We start from the raw sequence: 17,675 nt of genomic DNA on the forward strand, positions 1-17,675 counted from the left end.
TGGCCGGTGTAGCTGCCGTTGTGACAGCTGTCGCAGCGCGCGGTCGATACCGCCGCGTGGTTCATGGTGTAGGTGGCGAAGCTCGCCGCGGTGTTGGTGTGGCAGTTCGAGCACTGCAGCGTCCCGGTCGGGATGTGCGGCGGCGTCGTCATCCCCATCGCGGTCTTGCCGTTGTGGCAGGTCGCGCAGTTGGTGTCGGTCGCCGCATGCTTGAACGCCGCGCCACCGAAGCTGGCCGTGCTGGTGTGACAGGACTCGCACGGCAGATTGGTCTGGAGATGATTGCTGGACTTGCCGCGCGCCGTCGTCCCGTTGTGGCAGTTGGCGCAACCGGCGACGATGCCGGCGTGGTCCATCTTCATTCTGATGCGGAAACTCGCCGTCGACCTGTGGCACACATCGCATGGCGCCGCCGTCGTGATGTGGTTCTTCGACTTGCCCCGTGCCATCACGCCGTTGTGGCAGGTCGTACACGACGCTTTCGCCTGGGTATGATCGATCGCCCGAACGTCCTTCCATGTCGAAGTCTGATGGCAGCTCTCACAGCGCCTCGTGGTCATCGGATGGTTGACCGACATGCCGGCCGTCTGAGCGCCGTTGTGGCAACTGGCGCACTGCGTCTGCGTGCCCTTGAACCGCCCACCGACGTGGCAGGACGAGCACTCCACTCCAACATGGCTTCCGGTCAGCGGAAACCCGGTCGAGACATGATCGAATGAACTCTGCGCAGCAGCGTGCCCTGCCAGCGCCAGAGCGAGCAGCATACCGGCAAGCAACCACCGCACCACGTAGTGCGATGCTTGCGCCAACAGCCCCCGCTTGCTGTAGCAGCTGCTCAACTCAAACTCCGATCTTCACTCTCGACTCGATCGCCATCCGAATATTCAACGGAGACCGGTCGCCCCGAATCCAGCCGAAACCCTTGAGCGGCCCGCTGCTCGCCGGTCGCCCCAACAAACCCAAGACACTCCTGCGGATTTCCTCCCCAAACGGCCCGGCAGCATGCCTTCCCTGCTACCGAACACGCGGAACGCCCCCGGCCCCTTCAATCGAGCGCTACGTTGATCGGCGGCGACCAAGTCATCAGCCAGATCACGCAGCGTCACGCCCAACACAGGGCTTCATAGACCGGCAAAGCTGGCCCAAAACTGGGCCAAGCTGAACTCAAGCTGAATGGGTGGTAATGTTTCTGGCGTCCTTCGCTCACGAGGTTCTCGCAAGCGCATCGCGCAAACCGTTGATCTGCAGGCGAACTGATAGCTGCTGCGAGCTGATGTCAGCTCGACACGATGTCGGACGACCGATGCGCCAGCGCAGCCGTCCGAATCAGTTCCTGATCTGAACGTTGCGCCATCCCGTTGCGACATGGCAGCGCTCGCACGTCTGACCGAAAGTGCCATTGTGCACGTCCGAGCTGCGATGACAGCTGAAGCAATCCATCGGCAACTTCAGATCCGGCGGCGACTTGGCCTTGTGGCAGGCCTCGCATGTGATCTTCTGGTGGACACCAACCAGCGGGAATCGTGTCTGCCGCGCGTGATCAAAGCGCCACAGCCGCCACCCATTCGGATTGTGACAACTGGCGCACCGTCCTCCGAGCTTCCCCTGGTGGAAATCCTTGTGGCAGCTCTCACAGGCCATCGGCGTATTCTTGTAGGTCGGCGTCCGGTGGCACTCCTCGCAAGGCACCGACTTGTGCAGACCTATCAACGGAAAACGCGTAATCTCGTGATCGAAGGAGAGCCTCTTCCGCCAGCCCGCATCGCTATGGCAGGTCTCGCAACGTTCGCCGAGCTTACCCTGATGCGGGTCCTGCTTGCGGTGACAGGACACGCATGACGTCGCGAGCTTGTCCCGATAGAGATCACCCGTATGGCAGCTCTCACACTTCACCTTGGCATGCGCATTTCGCAACGGGAAGCGGGTCTTGTCGTGATTGAAGCGGACCGTCTTCCACTTCTCCTGATCGTGACACGTCTCGCACTTGTCGCCGAAGCGGCCGGCATGGACGTCTTGAAGACGGTGGCATGAGCCGCACGACGTCTGCAGATCCTTGTATTGCTGGCCGGAGTGGCACGTTGCACAAGCGACCGACTTGTGGGCGCCCACGAGGGGAAACCTGGTCTTCGTGTGGTCGAATTCCTTGGTCGCGCGCCATTTCACCGCCGTGTGGCAGTTCTCGCAGCGCTCACCGAGCCGGCCGCGATGAGGATCGAGCGCCTTGTGACACTCGAAGCAGGTCGAGGGCGTGTTGCGGAACTTCACCTTCGCGACATGACATCCAGCACAAGGAACGTTCTTGTGCGCATCGACCAGCCTGTAGTTCGTCATGTCGTGGTTGAATGTTTCCTTGTCGAGCTGGACGATGTCGGTTCCACGCCCTTTGTGGTCGGTGTGACACTGCCTGCATTCCTGGGTCAGCGCCGCCTGCTCGCGTCCATGCAGGCGCTCATGCTGCCTGCGATCGACTGCAATCTCCTTGTGGCAATCGAGGCAGAGGCCCGACTGCGCCTTCCGCGTGAAGGCTTCGTGGCACTTTCCGCATTCGCTTTCGAGCTTGGCATGCTTCTCGGCCAGCGGGCCCGGCATAACCAATTTTTCAAGCAACGTCTGCGCTCGAAGCCCGGCCGACAGCAGCGCAACACCGACCATGACAGCGACAACCGCCGCTAGGCGCCACCTCATCACGAAACTCCGTCAATAGTGATGGACGGCCCAGACATGAACGAAACCCGCCAGCAGCATGAGAAAAAACAGCGGCAGATGCAGAACGTGCCACAGCGAAAATAGCCGTTCGAAAAATGTCAGTTCTGCGGCCTTCCGCACCGCAGCGGTGTACCTCCGCACGACTTCTTCGATTCGCTTCTCGCGCCGTCGCCGCTCGAACCACGACCATCGCGCACGCTTGGCTTCGGCGCGAATGAGCCGGCGCGCTTCCGCAACCACGTTGGCACGCAGCCGCCTCGTCCGCGCCGCGATGATCGCCCCCGTCCGCAGGCTCCCCAGCGCAGTTCGCGGCACCCTGTTGTCGAGCCCCTTGCTGAAGGCAGCCAACTCCCGCGACACGAATGACGCTGCCTGCATCTCCTGACCGAGCTCCATCCTCATCGCCTCGGCTTCCGCAAGCAGCTCCTTGATGCGCGCCCTTCCACCATGAAGACCCATGTGGATCTTGCCGTAGATATACCGGCCGATCACGCCGCTGATCGCAACGATCAACATGGCAAAGAATGCCACGTTGCTGTTGAGTGCTCCCAGCTTGAAGTTGGCATGAAACAGGATCAGCACGGGGCCAACGACGCCCAGCAGCATGTGCGTTTTGAACCAGAATGGCACCGAGCCGATCCCGCGGAGCGACTTGAAGCGCTTGCGCATCGAATAGGCCAGCAACGATAGCATCGCGACGCTGCCGTATATTCCGAGCCAGTAGCCGGTCCCCGATCCCGGCGTAATATATTCCTCCTCCTTCTGCAGCCATCCGATGCCGATCGCTGCGACAACGAGAAGTGTGACGATGACCGGGATGGTTCCTCGAAGAGGATCGCCGTTCGCGCGAACGACTGCTGTTCTGCTCATGTTCTCGACGCTTCCTGTGAAACCCAAATGCCGGATGGGCGAATGTCCGGCTTGCCTGCGGATCTCCGGATCTCAGTCGAGAGATTCCTTCCTGATAACCACTTGCAAATAACTGTTGCGTCCTCCGGCACTGACATCATTCGTGTGAGATCAGTGCGAGCCATATTTCCGCCGACGGCATCTGTTCAACGAATGAACTACTCCTTGTCCGCAAAACTACAAATCATTCTGGAATTTCTATGTCGGCATCTGTTGAGACGAATTTGCATCTAGCGATGCGGCCGACCTTTCCGGGCGGCCACCACAGCCGGCACCTGCTGCCGCCTACTGTCAGGACTTAAGAAGGGGAAAGAGAGGACATGGCGCTCGATCTCCTGATCGTCTACGCCGCGCCGATGCTTGGCGTCTGGGCCACCTACATGGCCGTGCGCAAGCGTAAAGAAATAAAGAGCGTCGCGAAGCTCTCGGCCGCCAAGGACGCCGGTCTTCTCGAACCGGCATCGCTCCACCCCATCATCGATCCTGCCTTGTGCATCGGCTGTGGCTCATGCGTCAGGGCATGTCCGGAGGGCGACATTCTCGGCCTGATCGGCGGCAAGGCGGCGCTCGTCGAGCCTTCGCATTGCATTGGACACGGCGCCTGCAAGGCGGTGTGTCCCGTGAATGCCATCACGCTGGTGTTTGGCACCGAAACGCGCGGCATTGACATTCCAAACGTGGACAAGGCGTTTCAGACCAATGTGCCCGGCATCTTCATCGCGGGAGAGCTCGGCGGGATGGGGCTGGTGCGAAATGCCATCGAGCAGGGACGCCAGGCAATCGACTCCGTCCGCAAGATCAAGAACATCGGCAAGTCGGACATGCTCGACGTCGTGATCGTCGGCTGCGGTCCGGCCGGACTCTCCGCCAGTCTCGCCTGCCTGCAGCATCGGCTGCGCTTCGTCACCCTCGAACAGGACTCGCTCGGCGGCACCGTCGCGCACTTCCCCCGCGGCAAGCTGGTGATGACCGCTCCCTTCACGCTGCCGCTCGCGGGCAAATTCAACTTCAGAGAGCTCAGCAAGGAGCAGCTGATCGCCTTCTTCATGAGCATCGTGCGCAAGTCCCGCCTCAAGGTGAACGTCGGCGAGCGCGTCGAAGCGGTCGCCCGCGTCGGCGATGGCTTCGACGTCAAGACGAACTGCAGCAGCTACAGAACGCATGCGGTGCTCTTGGCAATCGGACGACGCGGAACACCGCGCAAGCTGGACGTCCCGGGCGAAGAGCAGACCAAGGTCGTCTATCGACTGATCGACCCCGAACAGTATCGCGGCCAGCACGTGCTCGTCGTCGGTGGCGGCGACGCCGCGCTGGAAGCCGCCTGCTCCATCGCCGACGAGCCCGGAACGACGGTGACTCTCTCCCATCGCAGCGACTCGTTCAGTCGCGCCAAGCTGAAGAACCGTCAACGGACGGAAGCAGCCGCCCAATCGGGACGGCTCCACGTCATGTACAATTCGTCAGTCAAACGAGTTGGCGGTGACGACGTCGAGATCGATGCCGATGGTAGGACGAGCACGATCCGAAACGATGCCGTCATCGTGTGCGTCGGCGGCATTCTGCCGACGGCGTTCCTGAAGAGCATGGGTATCGAGGTTGAGACGAAGTATGGCACGGCATAAATCCTCTCCTGTCATCCTCCCGCTGATCTGTCTCGTCAGCTTGACCGTACCATCGGTCGCCCTGGCCGGCGACACGGCGGTGCTGGGCGGCAATCCAGCGGGCGCGAGCTCCGAAGTCCCCGGCACGAGCCAGGCTGCGGACGCAGCAATCCGGGCCGGACGTCCCGAGGAAGCACTGAAGCTGCTCGAGCGCGCGGCCATCGCCGGGGATCCAGAGGCGCAGTACCGCCTTGCATCACTCTACCGCGCCGGCCTCGGCACCAGATCAGACGACGCGCTGGCGTTCAAATGGATGGAGGCAAGTGCAAGGAAAGGACACGTCAAGGCACAGTACAATGTCGCAGCGATGTGGCTCGCAGGACGCGGAACGCCCGCCGATCCCGACCGGGCGCGGGATTGGCTGCGTAAATCGGCTGCGGCCGGTTATCAGCCCGCCGAGCAGTTGCTGGCCGATACGGCCAATCGAAACGCGCGCCCGCGCGCCAGGGAGCCGGAGCGGGAAACCGCGCGCAGGCCCGCGCCGACGCTCGATGCGCAGGCCGCAATGCGAAACGGCCATCCGGCCATCATCGACGCCGCCCTGCGCGGCCAGCTCGATCCGATGCGCCAGCTCATCGCTGCGAAGGCTGACGTCAACGCGGTCAACCAGGACGGCGATACGCCTCTGGCGATCGCCGCGGCCGCCGGGCATCTTCGGCTGGTGGAGCTCCTGCTCGCCTCGGGAGCCAACCCGAACACCGGCAACCGGCGCGGCGACACGCCGTTGATGCTGGCAGCGGACAAGGATCATGGAGACATCATCAAATTGCTGCTGACAAAGGCGGCCGACCCATCTGCAGCGCGTGCGGATGGCGCGACCGCACTGCTGATGGCACTCAGCCGCTGCAATGGTGCCGCTATCGCCGCGCTCCTCGACGGCGCTTCCGGCAGCCTGCCTCCGTTGGCAGACGGCCGGACCCCACTCATGATCGCGGTCGCGTCGTGCACCAATGGCCCGCTCGATCGGCAACTCGTTCAGAGATCCGACCTCAACGCCGCCGATGGGCAGGGCCGCACCGCACTTTGGCACGCGGCCGGCAATGGCAATACGCAAGCGATCGGGCAACTGATCCGCGCAGGTGCGGACGTCAACCGCGCTGACGCCGACGACAAGACGCCGTTGCTGAATGCAATCGAAGGCCGCAGCGCCGCGGCCTCGCTGCTTCTGTTGGACCACGGCGCCGATCCGAAACGCGCGACAAGAGGCGGAAATACCGCTCTCATCCTCGCTGCGCGCGCCGGCCTTGCCGATGTCGTCGGTGAACTTCTCAGGCGCAAGGCCGATCCGAACGCGCGCAACGGCCAGGGCATGAGCGCGTTGATGATGGCGGCCCATGAGGGAGACATCGGCATTGCGCAAAGCCTTCTGGCCGCCGGCGCCGAAAAGCAATTGAGGAACAAGCGGCGCGAACGTGCCACGGACATCGCCGCCGCCAGCGGTCACAGCGATATTGCCAAGCTTCTGGAATAGCAGCCGATCTCGTTTCGCCTTCCTGCCCATCATGCGGTCGACGCAGCGTTCGCTGTTCCATGGCGCCGCAGACGATTCGACCGCTATTTACCAACGAATACAACGCTCCGTGCCGAGACGACCGATGATACCGTTCTCCGGCAGTGAGTGAGAATGAGTTGCAATTTCACGACGATACGCGTCGATGGATCATCATCTTTCCGTACAAATGATGCCTCATTCGGCGCATTGATTGTCGACGCATCACAGACACTTGATAGTTAGCTGCAGGAATATCCGCTGCAGTCGGAGATACTACATGACAGCGGAGGCCGGATCGTTTGCGCTCATTCTCGCGCTCATCGTGTCGCTGGTACAGTCGATCGTTCCGTTCGCAGCGCTGCGTCGTCAATCCGCGATGATCGCCGGCTTCGTTCGTCACGCTGCCCTGACTCAGTTTCTCTTCGTTGCGATCGCATTCGCGTGCCTGACGTCGCTGTTCGTCCACTCCGACTTTTCAGTCCAGGTCGTCGCAGCGAACTCGCACACGCTGAAGCCGCTGCTCTACAAGGTCTCCGGAGTCTGGGGAAACCATGAGGGATCCATGCTGCTGTGGGTCCTGATCCTCTCCTTGTTCGGCGCGGCGGTAGCATTGTTCGGAACGAACCTTCCCGAGCGGCTGCAGAGCAACGTTCTCGGCGTGCACGGCATGATCGGTCTCGGCTTTCTGGCGTTCATCGTCTCGACCTCGAATCCGTTCGCGCGGCTGGTCGATGCTCCCCTCGAAGGCAACGGACTGAATCCGATTCTGCAGGATCCCGGCCTCGCCTTTCATCCACCATTTCTGTACCTGGGTTACGTCGGCTTCTCGATGGCGTTCTCGTTCTCGGTCGCCGCGTTGATCGAGGGAAAGGTCGATGCCAGCTGGGCCCGCTGGGTTCGACCGTGGGTGCTCGCCGCCTGGTGCTTTCTCACGATTGGAATCACGCTGGGCAGCGCATGGGCGTACTACACGCTCGGCTGGGGCGGCTGGTGGTTCTGGGACCCCGTCGAGAACGCCTCCTTCATGCCGTGGCTTGCGGGGACTGCGCTGCTGCATTCCGCCCTTGTGGTCGAGCGTCGGAGCGCCCTCCAGAGCTGGACGATCCTGCTGGGGATCGTGACCTTCTCATTGAGCCTGATCGGGACTTTCCTGGTGAGGTCCGGCGTGCTCACCAGCGTTCATGCCTTCGCACAGGACCCGTCGCGTGGCGCATTCATCCTGGCGCTGATCCTGGTAGCGACCGGCGGGGCATTGACGCTGTATGCGATCCGGGCGCCAAGCCTGAAGCACGGCGCGCTGTTTGCAGCGGTCAGCCGCGAGAGCGGCCTCGTCCTCAACAATGTGCTGCTCACGGCAGCCGTGGCCACCGTGTTTCTCGGCACGTTCTACCCGCTCCTCGTCGACATGCTCGGGAACGACAAGATCTCGGTCGGCCCTCCCTACTACAACTTGACGTTCGTTCCGATCATGGTTCCGCTGCTGCTTGCCATGGTGATCGGCCCGGTTCTGAAATGGAAGCGCGATCTCCTCGTTGCGGCGCTGCAACGGCTCCGCCTGGCCGGGGGGCTTGCGGCATTCGTCGCCGTCGCAATCCTCGTCGCGACGTTCGGACAGCGTTTCCTGGTCGCATTCTTCTTCGGCATCGCCGTCTGGCTCGTGATCGGCTCGTTGATGGTGCTGGCTCATCGCGTCCGCCTCGGCACGACGACTCCCTTGGCGACCTCGCTCAACCTCGCGCGCACCACCCCGCTCGCGGTCTACGGGCTGGTGCTGGCCCATGCGGGAATGGGCGTCACCGTCGCAGGCATTACCGGGATGACCGCGTGGGCCTCCGAGAAGGTGCAGATGCTGCGGCCGGGCCAGAGCCTGCAGCTCGCGGGCTATGACATCAAGTTGCGCTCGATCGGAAAATTTCCGGGCCCCAACTACGAAGCCGAGCGTGGCTCGTTCGACATCACGCGGAACGGAAAGCCGTTCACGCAGCTTTCCAGCGAGCGCCGCTTCTATCCCGTCAGACAGCAGCAGACGACCGCCGCCGGCATTCGAACCAACCTGATCTGGAACCTCTACGTGACGCTCGGCGACCCCGACGACAAAGGCGCGTGGGCGGTGCGCTGCTACTATCACCCTCTGGTGCCGCTGGTCTGGATCGGCGCACTGATGATGGCTTGCGGCGGCTTCATCTCGCTGGCCGACCGGAGATTTCGTGTCGGTGCTCCGCGACGGGCGATGCGGGCCGTACCGACTGCCGTTCCTGCTGAATAGGACGAGATATGCCGCGCCTACCCTATCTCATACCTCTCGTGGCCTTCGCCGCACTGGCCGCTGGATTGGCTTTCAGCCTGACCAACGATCCGCGGCGAATGCCCTCGACCCTGATCGACAAGCCGACGCCGCGCTTCCAGCTCGCGTCGCTCGACGGCAAGGGCGGCGGTCTTGCCAGTACCGATCTGCAGGGCGATGTGGTCCTGCTCAACGTGTTCGCATCCTGGTGTCCCGGATGCCGCGTCGAGCACCCGATGCTGCTCAAGCTCGCGGAGAGCTCCGCCATCCCGATCTACGGACTGAACTGGAAGGACGATCGGAACGACGGCAAACGCTGGCTTGCCAAGCATGGCAGTCCCTATGCCCGTGTCGGCTCCGATGAGTCCGGCCGGGCCGGCATCGACCTCGGCGTGACCGGCGTTCCCGAAACCTTCGTGATCGATCGGGCCGGCCGCATCCGCTACCGCTATCCCGGCCCGCTGACCGAAGATGTATGGCGTGACGATTTCGAACCTCTGCTGAAGGCACTCAGGAGCGAGTCATGAGCTGCCGGCGGATGAAGGGATTAACCGGAGCGCTGCTCGTCAGCTCGCTCGTGCTGACGGCGACCTTGTCGCCGTCCCGTGCGGTGCTTCCGGACGAAATGCTGCGGGATGAGGGGCTGGAGGCCCGTGCGCGCGCGCTGGGCCAGGAGTTGCGCTGCGTCGTTTGTCAGAATCAAAGCATCGACGATTCGAACGCTCCATTGGCGCATGATCTGAGGGTTCTGTTGCGCGACCGCCTGCAGGCCGGCGACAGCGACCGGCAGGCGGTGGACTTCCTGGTCGCACGCTACGGCAACTTCGTCCTGCTCAAGCCTCCCTTGCAGTGGAATACGATCCCGCTGTGGATCGGCCCGCTCCTGGCGCTGCTGGCGGCCATCGTCGGCTTCGGCCGCTACGTGCGCCGCGCGGCAGCCAATGCGACCGCGCTCGGAGCGGAGCACGTCGCTCCGCTCAGCGCCGACGAACTCAAAGCCATCGAGGCGATCCTCGATCGACGGAGCCTTTCATGATGCTATGGCTGATCCTGACGGCGATGATTTCCGTGGCCGCCGTGCTGATATCGACGCCCTTCATCCGCAACTACGAGCGGAGACGGTTGGCTTCGGCTCAGGGACTTGCCGTCCACCACGACCAGCTCCGCGAGATCGAGAACGAAACCGCACGGGGCCTGATCGACAAGTCGGATGGCGAGAACGCGGCCAGCGAGATCAAGCGGCGCATTCTCGCCGCAGCCGCCGCCGAACAGCCGCCGGCGCCCTCCCTCACCAGCTCCGAACGAAAATTTGCGCTCGCCGTCGTCACGATGACGGTGGTGTTCGGCTCCGTCATCCTGTACGCGGTCATCGGAAATCCGGATGTCCCCGCAGCCGCGCCGGGCCAGACCGCCAGCAGCACGACGGCGAGGTCGGTTGGCGAGGCGCGATCCGACGCCGGCACCCGGGCCATTGCCTCGCTGGAGCAGATGACCAGCCAGGACGGTCGCGACCGACCGCAGCAGGGCAGCGGACTGCCGCCGGTCGAAGAGATGATCCAGCGTGTGCAGACCAGACTGGAGCGGAATCCCAAGGACGCCGACGGATGGCGGCTGCTGGGCTGGTCGCTGTTCAACATCGAGCGCTTTGCCGAGGCGGCACAGGCCTATGCGCGCGCAATGGAGCTGCGGCCGGGCTCGGCCGAATACCGCAGCGCACGCGGCGAAGCGCTGGTGCGGGCCGCGGACGGCACCGTCACGTCCGAAGCCCGCGCGGATTTCGACGAAGCACTCAAACTGGATCCCAAGGACGCGCGCGCCCGCTTCTTCATCGGCGTCGTGAAAGAGCAAGAGGGCGACAAACGGGGTGCGATGGCCGACTGGACGGCGATCGTATCGGAGGCCGATCCGAACGAGCCGTGGCTGCCCGATCTCAAGCAGCGACTCGGCGCGCTTCGTCGCGAGCTCGGGGAGGATGACGGCTCGCCATCGCCTGCCCGGCCGAACCTGTCCGCCGAGCGCATGCAGGAGCTCCTGCGCTCCGGCAAGACGGCGGCGACCGAGCCGGCGGAGCCGCGCGGCCCCCGCGCCGAGGACATCCGCAAGGCCGAAAGCATGTCCACACAGGACCGCAACCTCATGATCCGCGGCATGGTGGATGGCCTTGCAAGCCGCCTCGAACAATCACCGCGCGATGTAGAAGGCTGGATCAAGTTGATCCGCTCGCGGGTCGTGCTGGGCGAGGTCGAAGCGGCGAAACAGTCGCTGCAACGCGCACTGTCGGTCTTCGCGGAGGACGTCCCGGAGCGCACGCGCATAGCTGACGCAGCCAGAGAGCTCGGAATCAATCCATAACGTTCGAGGGCCCGATCCGCGTGTCATCATCGTCGGAACCCGTTCGGCAACCGGAGGAATGGCAATGCGCATTCTGCTCATAGAGGACGAGCCCGTCTACGCGGAGCGCATCAGGGAAAGCTTGGCCGATGCCGGTTTCGAGGCGGATCTCGCCACCGATGGCAAGCAGGGCTGGATGCTGGGCAACAGCCAGCCCTATGATGCCGCGGTCCTCGACCTCGGCCTGCCGTGCATTTCGGGCCTCGACGTGCTGCAACGCTGGCGTCATACCGGGCACACGCTGCCGGTGCTGATCCTGTCGGCCCGCAGCGGCTGGGCCGAGCGTGTCAACGGCCTGAACGCTGGCGCGGACGACTATCTCGAAAAGCCCTTCAAGGCGCAGGAGCTGGTCGCGCGGGTCAAATCGCTGCTCCGTCGGGTCTCCAGCAGACCGGAGGCCGTGCTCCGCCTCCGGCAGATCGAATTCAACGCGGCGGCTGGCCTGGTCAAGAAGGACGGGCAGATCGTCGACCTGACTGCACTCGAGTTGCGCGTCCTCGAGCTCCTCATGCGCCGCGCCGATCATATCGTGTCGCAGACCGAGCTACTGGAGCACATCTATCCGAGCAGCGACCATCGCGACTCCAATACGGTCGAAGTCTACATTGCCCGGCTCAGGAGAAAGCTGGGGCGTGATTGCATTCGCACCGTCAGAGGCATGGGATATCGCTTCGGATAGAGCAATGTTCAGCCGCAACTTCCGAGCCCGCATGATCGTGGTCGCCGCGATCTGGATTTCCATCGTCTTGTTCGCCAGCGGGCTCGGACTCTCGATCGTCATTCGCCGTGTCGTCGTGGCCCACTTCGATCATGACCTCCTGGATCACGCCCGCGAGCTCGCCGACCTCGTGGAAATCGACGCAACGCAGCGGCTATTCATCGCCCGCAATCTGAGCGATCCGCGTTTCTCCCCTGCCAGGTCCGGAATGTATTGGCAGGTCATTCTGCAGAACGGCGAAACCGCGCGTTCGCCGTCGCTACAGGATGACCTTTCTCTTTCATTCACGCCCGACCAGACTCGCGAGGGTTCCCTGCCCCCCTCCACGGCGCTTACGAATGTGGAGGGACCGACTGGGCCGATGCGCATGGTCCGAAACATCAGCGAGCCGTCTCGTCTCGGGCAACCCGTCGAAATCCGTGTCGGTGCCGACGAGCGACTGATCAGTGACGAGATGCAGCACCTCAATCTGACGCTGATCGCGACGCTGGGTATCATGGCCCTCGCCATGGTTGGCACCGCCTACGCTCAAGTCGTTTACGGCCTGCGGCCACTCCAGCGCATGAGTCGCGCCATCGTGGACGTGCGCAGCGGCAAGACCACGCGGCTGCCCGAGGACCTGCCGGAGGAAATCATGCCGCTCGTCACCGAGTTGAACGGAATGATTGCGGCAAATCTCATCATGGTCGATCGCGCTCGCGTGCTCGCAGGAAGTTTTGCACACGCGCTGAAGACGCCTCTGGCAATTCTCGACGAGGAGGCAGCACGGCTGAAAGCATCCGGCCAGGAGAGCCACGCTCAGATTCTGTCGGAGCAGTGTTCGCGAATGGCGCTGCTCATCAACTACCAGACGGCGCGCGCAAAGGCCTCCACGATCGCGAATGCAGGTGCGTTTGCGGTCGTCGCAGACGTCTTGAGGAGCGTCATCAATACCTACTCGCGATTCAGCCCGGGGCACGACCGGCGGTTCGAAGTCGAAGGAGCAGCCGACGTCGTCGTTGCCTGCGATACGAACGATCTGACCGAACTCATCGGCAACCTGCTCGACAATGCGGCAAAATGGGCACATGACCGCGTCGTGATTTCGATCGAGGATCTCGACAGCACCGTCTTGATCACGGTGGAGGACGACGGGCCCGGCATTCCAGTCGAAGAGCGAATGCGCGTATTCGACGTGGGCACGAGACTTGACGACGCGAAGCCGGGCACTGGGCTCGGTCTGGCGATTGCCCGCGACCTGACCAGTCTCTATGATGGCCGACTATGGATCGAGGATTCGAGAATTGGGGGCGTCGCCCTGAAGCTCGCACTTCGAAAGAAGGGTGATCCAAGCTCATCGTGACATGACTTGTGCCCGCAGCGCCACACGAAGCCGCCCTGGTCGATGCGTTTGGTGAACAGACGCCCCCCATTGCCGTCACAGAACCGGACCTTCAGCACCAACGCCTTCTTGCCGCGGAAAGCAAACGGGTAGCCGAAGAACGGCCCTTCGTCGGCGCGTCGTGTACCAGCATCGAGCCCCCGAAATGCCGGCTCACGACATCGCCCAAGCCAACCGTGAGAAGCCTGGCATCAGCGGAATGGACGAGGTGGTCGCGTTCGACCAGAGCCTGTCATCGGAGGATTTTCTCAAGCCCGTCGCAGAAAACAGGACAGCAACGCCCCGCGGGAACGATCGGCAACATTCCCGAGCAACAGACAGACAGAAAGTTCAAGGATTTCAAGGATTAAACGAGGATTTATGGTGCGCTCGGAGGGACTCGAACCCCCACGGTGTTACCCACTGCCACCTCAAGGCAGCGCGTCTACCAATTCCGCCACGAGCGCGAAGAAGAAGCCGGGGCCAGAGGAAGGGCGGCACCGGATCAGTGGCGCCCGTGTATCAAATCGATGTCGGGGGGACAAGGCCCGCCCTGCCCTAAAATACCGGATTGTGGATGGTTTTCGCGCCGCCCGGGGCTGCTATCGCGACGTCGGCGTCGGCGAGCGCGGCAGCATCTGCTTGACCTCGACCGCGATGCGGTTGCGGTCGACCAGCACGACCCCGTTGGCGATCGGCAGGTTGTTGGCGAGCACCTTGACGTCATCAGCCTCGGTGGCGTCCAGCTCGATGATGGCGCCGCGGGACAGGCGCAGAACCTGGTGGATGGGCATGGAGCAGGTGCCGAGAACGACCATCAGGTCGACTGTCACTTTATCGAGGGTTGACACTGCAGGACCACCGAAGTCACGACTGGATTTTCGTTGCCCAGACATCACCATGTTGTGGTTAGCCAATGGTTAACAGCCGCCAAACACTCGACCTGACCACCTTTGCGGGCCCCCCCGGCAACGCCGTGGCGTGGTGCATCTCCGATTCGCTGGTCGACTACGCCCAGGCCACCGAATTCATGGAGGCGCGGGCGGCCGCAATCGCCGCTCACGAGGCCGCGGAGTTGGTCTGGCTGCTCGAACACCCGCCGGTCTACACCTCCGGTACGTCGGGCAAGGCGGAAGACCTGCGCGATCCGCGCTTTCCGCTGGTGCCGACCGGCCGTGGCGGCCAGGTCACCTATCATGGGCCCGGCCAGCGGGTGGCCTATGTCATGCTCGACCTGAAGCGGCGGCGCCCCGACGTACGCGCCTATGTCGCCGCGCTCGAGGAGACGATCATCCGCACCCTCGACGCCTTCAACGTGCGCGGCGAGCGGCGCGAGGATCGCGTCGGTGTCTGGGTCAAACGGCCCGACAAGGGCGAGGGCCATGAGGACAAGATCGCCGCGATCGGCGTGCGGCTGAAGCGCTGGGTCACCTTTCACGGCATCGCCATCAATGTCGAGCCGGACCTGTCGCACTTTCAGGCCATCGTGCCCTGCGGCGTGACCGATCCGCGCTACGGCGTCACCAGCCTGGTCGATCTCGGCCTGCCGGTGACGCTCGCCGATGTCGACATCGCGTTCCGGCAGGCGTTCGAGAGCGTGTTCGGCGCCGTCAGCGTCGCGCAGCCGGAGACGGCATGAGCTCACGCAGCGCCCTGCTGCGGCGGCACCCCGAGCTTCGCCGCGACATAGCGGCGCTCCTGGCTCAAGCCACCGAAGCCGTAGGCATCCGCCTTGACCTCATCGACATGAAGGTAGGTCTCGTGATGCAGCGGTCCGATCAGCTCGGCCATGCGCGCGAACACCGCGGCGAGATAGGCGGCCTTCTCGTCCTTGGTATTGGTGCCCTCGCTGACGTGAACGTCGATCCAATAGCTTGAAAGCCCCTGCTCCGCCAGCGCGGCGCCGCCGGCGAACCAGTCCGCGGCATCCGCTTCCGAGACGATGACGGCGGTGACCTTGGGATCCTTGCGCAGGATGCGTGCGGTCAGTTCGGTGACGGCGTCCGCAATGTCCTTCTTCAGCGCGGGCGAGCGACGCTGGCTGGCATAGACGATGTTGATCAATGGCATTTTTGGCTCCCGATCTCGAGCGCGTGACTGCGCTTCGAGAGCAAAGCTAGCCCCACGCCGCCCATTTTGGTACGTTATCGATATGGATATCAATGATAACAGACGCATATGACCGCCACGCTCGACATCGCGACCGTCCGCGCCTTTCTGCTGGTGAGCGAGCTGCACAGCTTCACGCGGGCGGCCGAGACGCTCGGCACCACCCAGGCCGCGGTCAGCCTGAAGCTGCAGCGACTGGAAGCGCTGCTCGGAAAGCGGCTGGTCGAGCGTTCGCCGCGCGCGGTCCGGCTCACCGCCGACGGCGCGGCTTTCGCCGAAAACGCCCGCGCGCTGGTTGCCGCTCATGACCTTGCGCTCACGGGAGCGCCCCGCACCCGCCCGCTTCTGTCGCTCGGGATCAGCGATCACGTCGCCGGCCCCGAGCTGGTGCCGATGCTCGAGCAGATGCATGCAGCCATGGCGGACCTCGTCCTGTCGGTCAGCATCGGCTTCTCGCGCGACCTGCTCGACCGCTACGATGCCGGCAAGCTCGACGCCGTGATCGTCCGCCAGGAGGCGAGCCGCCGCGGTGGCGAGGCGTTGATCACGGACGAGTTCGGCTGGTTCGCAGCTCCCAGATTTCGTCTGCCGGCGGGCGGCACGCTGCCGCTCGCCACGCTCGCGCCGCCCTGCGGCGTGCGCAGCATCGCGGTCCGCGCTCTCGAGCGCGCCCGAATCAGCTTCAGCGAGACGTTCGTCGGCGGCGGGGTGACGGCCGTTGCGGCGGCCGCGCGCGCCGGTCTTGCCGTTGCGCCGCTGGCCCGCCGGATCGCGCCGAGCGGACTGATCGATGTCGGACCGGATCTCGGCCTGCCCAAGCTCGGCCGTTCCAAGGTGATGCTGCATGCAAAGGCGGGAGATGCGGCCAAGCGCGCGGCCTTGCGCACGCTGGCCGCGGCCTTCCGAAGCGCCGCGATGTCGAAGTAATTGACGCCCGCGGAGCCTGATGTAGCATGGGTTGATGATCGGAGCTCAGGAGCAGCGGCTTGAACCGTCTCTTGACCGCAGCTGACCTCGTCAGCGCCCCAGCAAAGCCGAGCCCGGCCTCGACCGGCGCGACCGGCCTCGAACCTTTACATCGCCACGCGCTGATCCGAACCTCCAACGCCGACGTGCTGCGCGACCTCGCGGGGCGCCGGCTCGGCGCCGAGCGCGTCGACTTCAGGAACGCTGAGCGCTTCGAGGCGATCGTCAACCTGATCGAACTCGAGACCATCGGCCTCGCCTTTGGCACCACGACCTGCGACATGGTCTGCGACCATCGTGCGGCCGACTTCATCAGGGTGCAGATCGCCCTGAAGGGACGCGCGGTCAGTTGCGCCCGCGGCGAGGCGACCGACGTCAACGAGCATCAGCTCGCAGTCGCGCCGGCTGGCGTGCCATGGCAGATGGCGTGCCAGGGTGGCCATCGACGCCTCACTTTGCGGCTCGATCCGCAAGCGCTGCGGCGGCGCCTGACGGCGCTGGTCGGCGTGCAGCCGCGCGCCGACTTTGCGATCGCCCCCGCCATTCCGGCCGCCGATCCGCAGGCCCGCAGCCTGATGCGGCTGCTCGATTTCCTGACGACCCAGCTGAACGAGCAGGATGCGGCGTTCCCCGCTGCGGTCTATCGCGAGCTGGAGGATGCGGTGCATGTCGCCTTCCTCTGCGCGAGCCGTCATCGTTTCCGCGACACGCTCCTGGATCCCTCTCCGATGCCGGATTTCGGCCTGGTCAAGCGGCTCGAAGATTACATCGAGGCCAACTGGCGCGAGCCGATCACGATCGAGCGCCTTGCGCGCGAAGCCGGCGTCAGCGCCCGCTCGATCTTCCGTCTGTTCGAGCGCGTGCGCGGCTATTCGCCGATGGCCTTTGCCAAGTCGGTGCGCCTGCGGCGCGCCCACGAGATGCTGCGGTCCGGCGATCCGGCCGTCACGGTTGCGGCGGCGGCCGCCGCCTGCAACTTTGCCAATGCCGGACACTTCGCCCGCTACTATCGCGCCACGTTCGGCGAGTTGCCATCGGCGACGATGACGCGCGCCGAGCAATCGTGACGCTTTCGGCCG

General features: G+C 64.0%; 17 protein-coding genes, 1 tRNA gene and 1 pseudogene. 12 read left to right on the forward strand and 7 right to left on the reverse strand.

What is annotated here, in order from left to right; all coding sequences use genetic code 11:
- Both QX121_RS05970 and QX121_RS05975 read right to left on the reverse strand, forming a co-directional pair.
- On the reverse strand, positions 1-839 hold an 839-nt coding region (locus QX121_RS05970; protein WP_315811426.1), incomplete at its 3' end, for a cytochrome c3 family protein.
- Positions 840-1,326: 487 nt separating this feature from the next.
- A complete protein-coding gene (locus tag QX121_RS05975; RefSeq protein WP_315776555.1) occupies positions 1,327-2,331 on the reverse strand; it encodes a cytochrome c3 family protein in 1,005 nt (334 codons plus the stop codon).
- Here QX121_RS05975 and QX121_RS05980 point away from each other — a divergent pair.
- A complete protein-coding gene (locus tag QX121_RS05980) occupies positions 2,302-2,673 on the forward strand; it encodes a hypothetical protein (protein WP_315811427.1) in 372 nt (123 codons plus the stop codon). The two genes, QX121_RS05975 and QX121_RS05980, sit on opposite strands and share 30 nt — an antisense overlap.
- Positions 2,674-2,697: 24 nt before the next feature.
- Here the strand turns inward: QX121_RS05980 and QX121_RS05985 are convergent, their stop codons facing one another.
- Positions 2,698-3,603 (reverse strand): pyridine nucleotide-disulfide oxidoreductase, encoded by a 906-nt coding sequence (locus QX121_RS05985; protein ID WP_315737700.1) that lies wholly within the window; start codon positions 3,601-3,603, stop codon positions 2,698-2,700.
- Between the two features lie 332 nt (positions 3,604-3,935).
- Here QX121_RS05985 and QX121_RS05990 point away from each other — a divergent pair, with 332 nt between their 5' ends.
- From QX121_RS05990 to QX121_RS06025, 8 genes are all read left to right on the forward strand, one after another.
- Complete coding sequence (locus QX121_RS05990; protein ID WP_315811428.1) at positions 3,936-5,237, forward strand: NAD(P)-binding domain-containing protein; 1,302 nt, start codon at positions 3,936-3,938, stop codon at positions 5,235-5,237.
- On the forward strand, positions 5,224-6,747 hold the full coding sequence (locus QX121_RS05995) for an ankyrin repeat domain-containing protein (protein ID WP_315811429.1): 1,524 nt from the start codon (positions 5,224-5,226) through the stop codon (positions 6,745-6,747). Before QX121_RS05990 ends, QX121_RS05995 begins: the two co-directional genes overlap by 14 nt.
- A gap of 298 nt (positions 6,748-7,045) precedes the next feature.
- Positions 7,046-9,034 carry a heme lyase CcmF/NrfE family subunit gene (locus QX121_RS06000; protein ID WP_315811430.1) on the forward strand — a complete coding sequence of 663 codons (1,989 nt, stop codon included), beginning with the start codon at positions 7,046-7,048 and terminating at the stop codon, positions 9,032-9,034.
- Between the two features lie 8 nt (positions 9,035-9,042).
- Positions 9,043-9,579, forward strand: a complete 537-nt coding sequence (locus tag QX121_RS06005; RefSeq protein WP_315737696.1) for a DsbE family thiol:disulfide interchange protein — start codon at positions 9,043-9,045, stop codon at positions 9,577-9,579.
- Positions 9,576-10,088 (forward strand): cytochrome c-type biogenesis protein, encoded by a 513-nt coding sequence (locus tag QX121_RS06010; protein ID WP_315737695.1) that lies wholly within the window; start codon positions 9,576-9,578, stop codon positions 10,086-10,088. The genes QX121_RS06005 and QX121_RS06010 overlap by 4 nt, the downstream gene beginning before the upstream one ends.
- Complete coding sequence (ccmI, locus tag QX121_RS06015) at positions 10,088-11,404, forward strand: c-type cytochrome biogenesis protein CcmI (protein WP_315811620.1); 1,317 nt, start codon at positions 10,088-10,090, stop codon at positions 11,402-11,404. The genes QX121_RS06010 and ccmI overlap by 1 nt, the downstream gene beginning before the upstream one ends.
- 64 nt (positions 11,405-11,468) lie before the next feature.
- Positions 11,469-12,122: a response regulator transcription factor gene (locus QX121_RS06020; protein WP_315737693.1), complete on the forward strand. Its 654-nt coding sequence runs from the start codon at positions 11,469-11,471 to the stop codon at positions 12,120-12,122.
- Positions 12,123-12,126: 4 nt separating this feature from the next.
- Positions 12,127-13,503 carry a HAMP domain-containing sensor histidine kinase gene (locus QX121_RS06025; protein WP_315737692.1) on the forward strand — a complete coding sequence of 459 codons (1,377 nt, stop codon included), beginning with the start codon at positions 12,127-12,129 and terminating at the stop codon, positions 13,501-13,503.
- Here QX121_RS06025 and QX121_RS31615 read toward each other — a convergent pair.
- The 3 genes and pseudogenes from QX121_RS31615 to QX121_RS06035 all read right to left on the reverse strand — a co-directional run.
- A pseudogene (locus QX121_RS31615) lies at positions 13,410-13,643 on the reverse strand (hypothetical protein); the annotation flags it as partial. The gene QX121_RS06025 and the pseudogene QX121_RS31615 sit on opposite strands and share 94 nt — an antisense overlap.
- 260 nt (positions 13,644-13,903) lie before the next feature.
- A tRNA-Leu gene (locus tag QX121_RS06030) sits at positions 13,904-13,988 on the reverse strand.
- A 135-nt stretch (positions 13,989-14,123) separates the two neighbouring features.
- Positions 14,124-14,372 carry a FliM/FliN family flagellar motor switch protein gene (locus QX121_RS06035; protein WP_315717718.1) on the reverse strand — a complete coding sequence of 83 codons (249 nt, stop codon included), beginning with the start codon at positions 14,370-14,372 and terminating at the stop codon, positions 14,124-14,126.
- Positions 14,373-14,437: 65 nt separating this feature from the next.
- On the opposite strand from QX121_RS06035, the gene lipB reads away from it, so the two are divergent.
- The gene (lipB, locus tag QX121_RS06040; protein ID WP_315811431.1) at positions 14,438-15,160 is read left to right on the forward strand and encodes a lipoyl(octanoyl) transferase LipB; all 723 of its coding nucleotides are present in this window, start codon (positions 14,438-14,440) and stop codon (positions 15,158-15,160) included.
- 2 nt (positions 15,161-15,162) lie between these two features.
- Here lipB and QX121_RS06045 read toward each other — a convergent pair whose 3' ends face one another.
- On the reverse strand, positions 15,163-15,591 hold the full coding sequence (locus tag QX121_RS06045) for a 4-oxalocrotonate tautomerase family protein (protein WP_315774009.1): 429 nt from the start codon (positions 15,589-15,591) through the stop codon (positions 15,163-15,165).
- Positions 15,592-15,699: 108 nt separating this feature from the next.
- Between QX121_RS06045 and QX121_RS06050 the strand changes: the two genes are divergently transcribed.
- Together QX121_RS06050 and QX121_RS06055 are read left to right on the forward strand one after the other, a co-directional pair.
- Positions 15,700-16,557 (forward strand): LysR family transcriptional regulator, encoded by an 858-nt coding sequence (locus QX121_RS06050; RefSeq protein WP_315737689.1) that lies wholly within the window; start codon positions 15,700-15,702, stop codon positions 16,555-16,557.
- A gap of 59 nt (positions 16,558-16,616) precedes the next feature.
- On the forward strand, positions 16,617-17,663 hold the full coding sequence (locus QX121_RS06055) for an AraC family transcriptional regulator (protein WP_315780961.1): 1,047 nt from the start codon (positions 16,617-16,619) through the stop codon (positions 17,661-17,663).
- Positions 17,664-17,675 lie beyond the last annotated feature (12 nt).

The sequence above is a fragment of the Bradyrhizobium sp. SZCCHNR2028 genome (assembly GCF_032380995.1).
Classification (GTDB): Bacteria; Pseudomonadota; Alphaproteobacteria; order Rhizobiales; family Xanthobacteraceae; genus Bradyrhizobium.

Coding starts and splice junctions, on each gene's coding strand:
- QX121_RS05975 (WP_315776555.1), bottom strand. CDS start 2,331: ATGACGAACTACAGGCTGGTCGATGCGCACAAGAACGTTCCTTGTGCT.
- QX121_RS05990 (WP_315811428.1), top strand. CDS start 3,936: ATGGCGCTCGATCTCCTGATCGTCTACGCCGCGCCGATGCTTGGCGTC.
- QX121_RS05995 (WP_315811429.1), top strand. CDS start 5,224: ATGGCACGGCATAAATCCTCTCCTGTCATCCTCCCGCTGATCTGTCTC.
- QX121_RS06000 (WP_315811430.1), top strand. CDS start 7,046: ATGACAGCGGAGGCCGGATCGTTTGCGCTCATTCTCGCGCTCATCGTG.
- QX121_RS06005 (WP_315737696.1), top strand. CDS start 9,043: ATGCCGCGCCTACCCTATCTCATACCTCTCGTGGCCTTCGCCGCACTG.
- QX121_RS06010 (WP_315737695.1), top strand. CDS start 9,576: ATGAGCTGCCGGCGGATGAAGGGATTAACCGGAGCGCTGCTCGTCAGC.
- ccmI (WP_315811620.1), top strand. CDS start 10,088: ATGCTATGGCTGATCCTGACGGCGATGATTTCCGTGGCCGCCGTGCTG.
- QX121_RS06020 (WP_315737693.1), top strand. CDS start 11,469: ATGCGCATTCTGCTCATAGAGGACGAGCCCGTCTACGCGGAGCGCATC.
- QX121_RS06025 (WP_315737692.1), top strand. CDS start 12,127: ATGTTCAGCCGCAACTTCCGAGCCCGCATGATCGTGGTCGCCGCGATC.
- lipB (WP_315811431.1), top strand. CDS start 14,438: ATGGTTAACAGCCGCCAAACACTCGACCTGACCACCTTTGCGGGCCCC.
- QX121_RS06045 (WP_315774009.1), bottom strand. CDS start 15,591: ATGCCATTGATCAACATCGTCTATGCCAGCCAGCGTCGCTCGCCCGCG.
- QX121_RS06050 (WP_315737689.1), top strand. CDS start 15,700: ATGACCGCCACGCTCGACATCGCGACCGTCCGCGCCTTTCTGCTGGTG.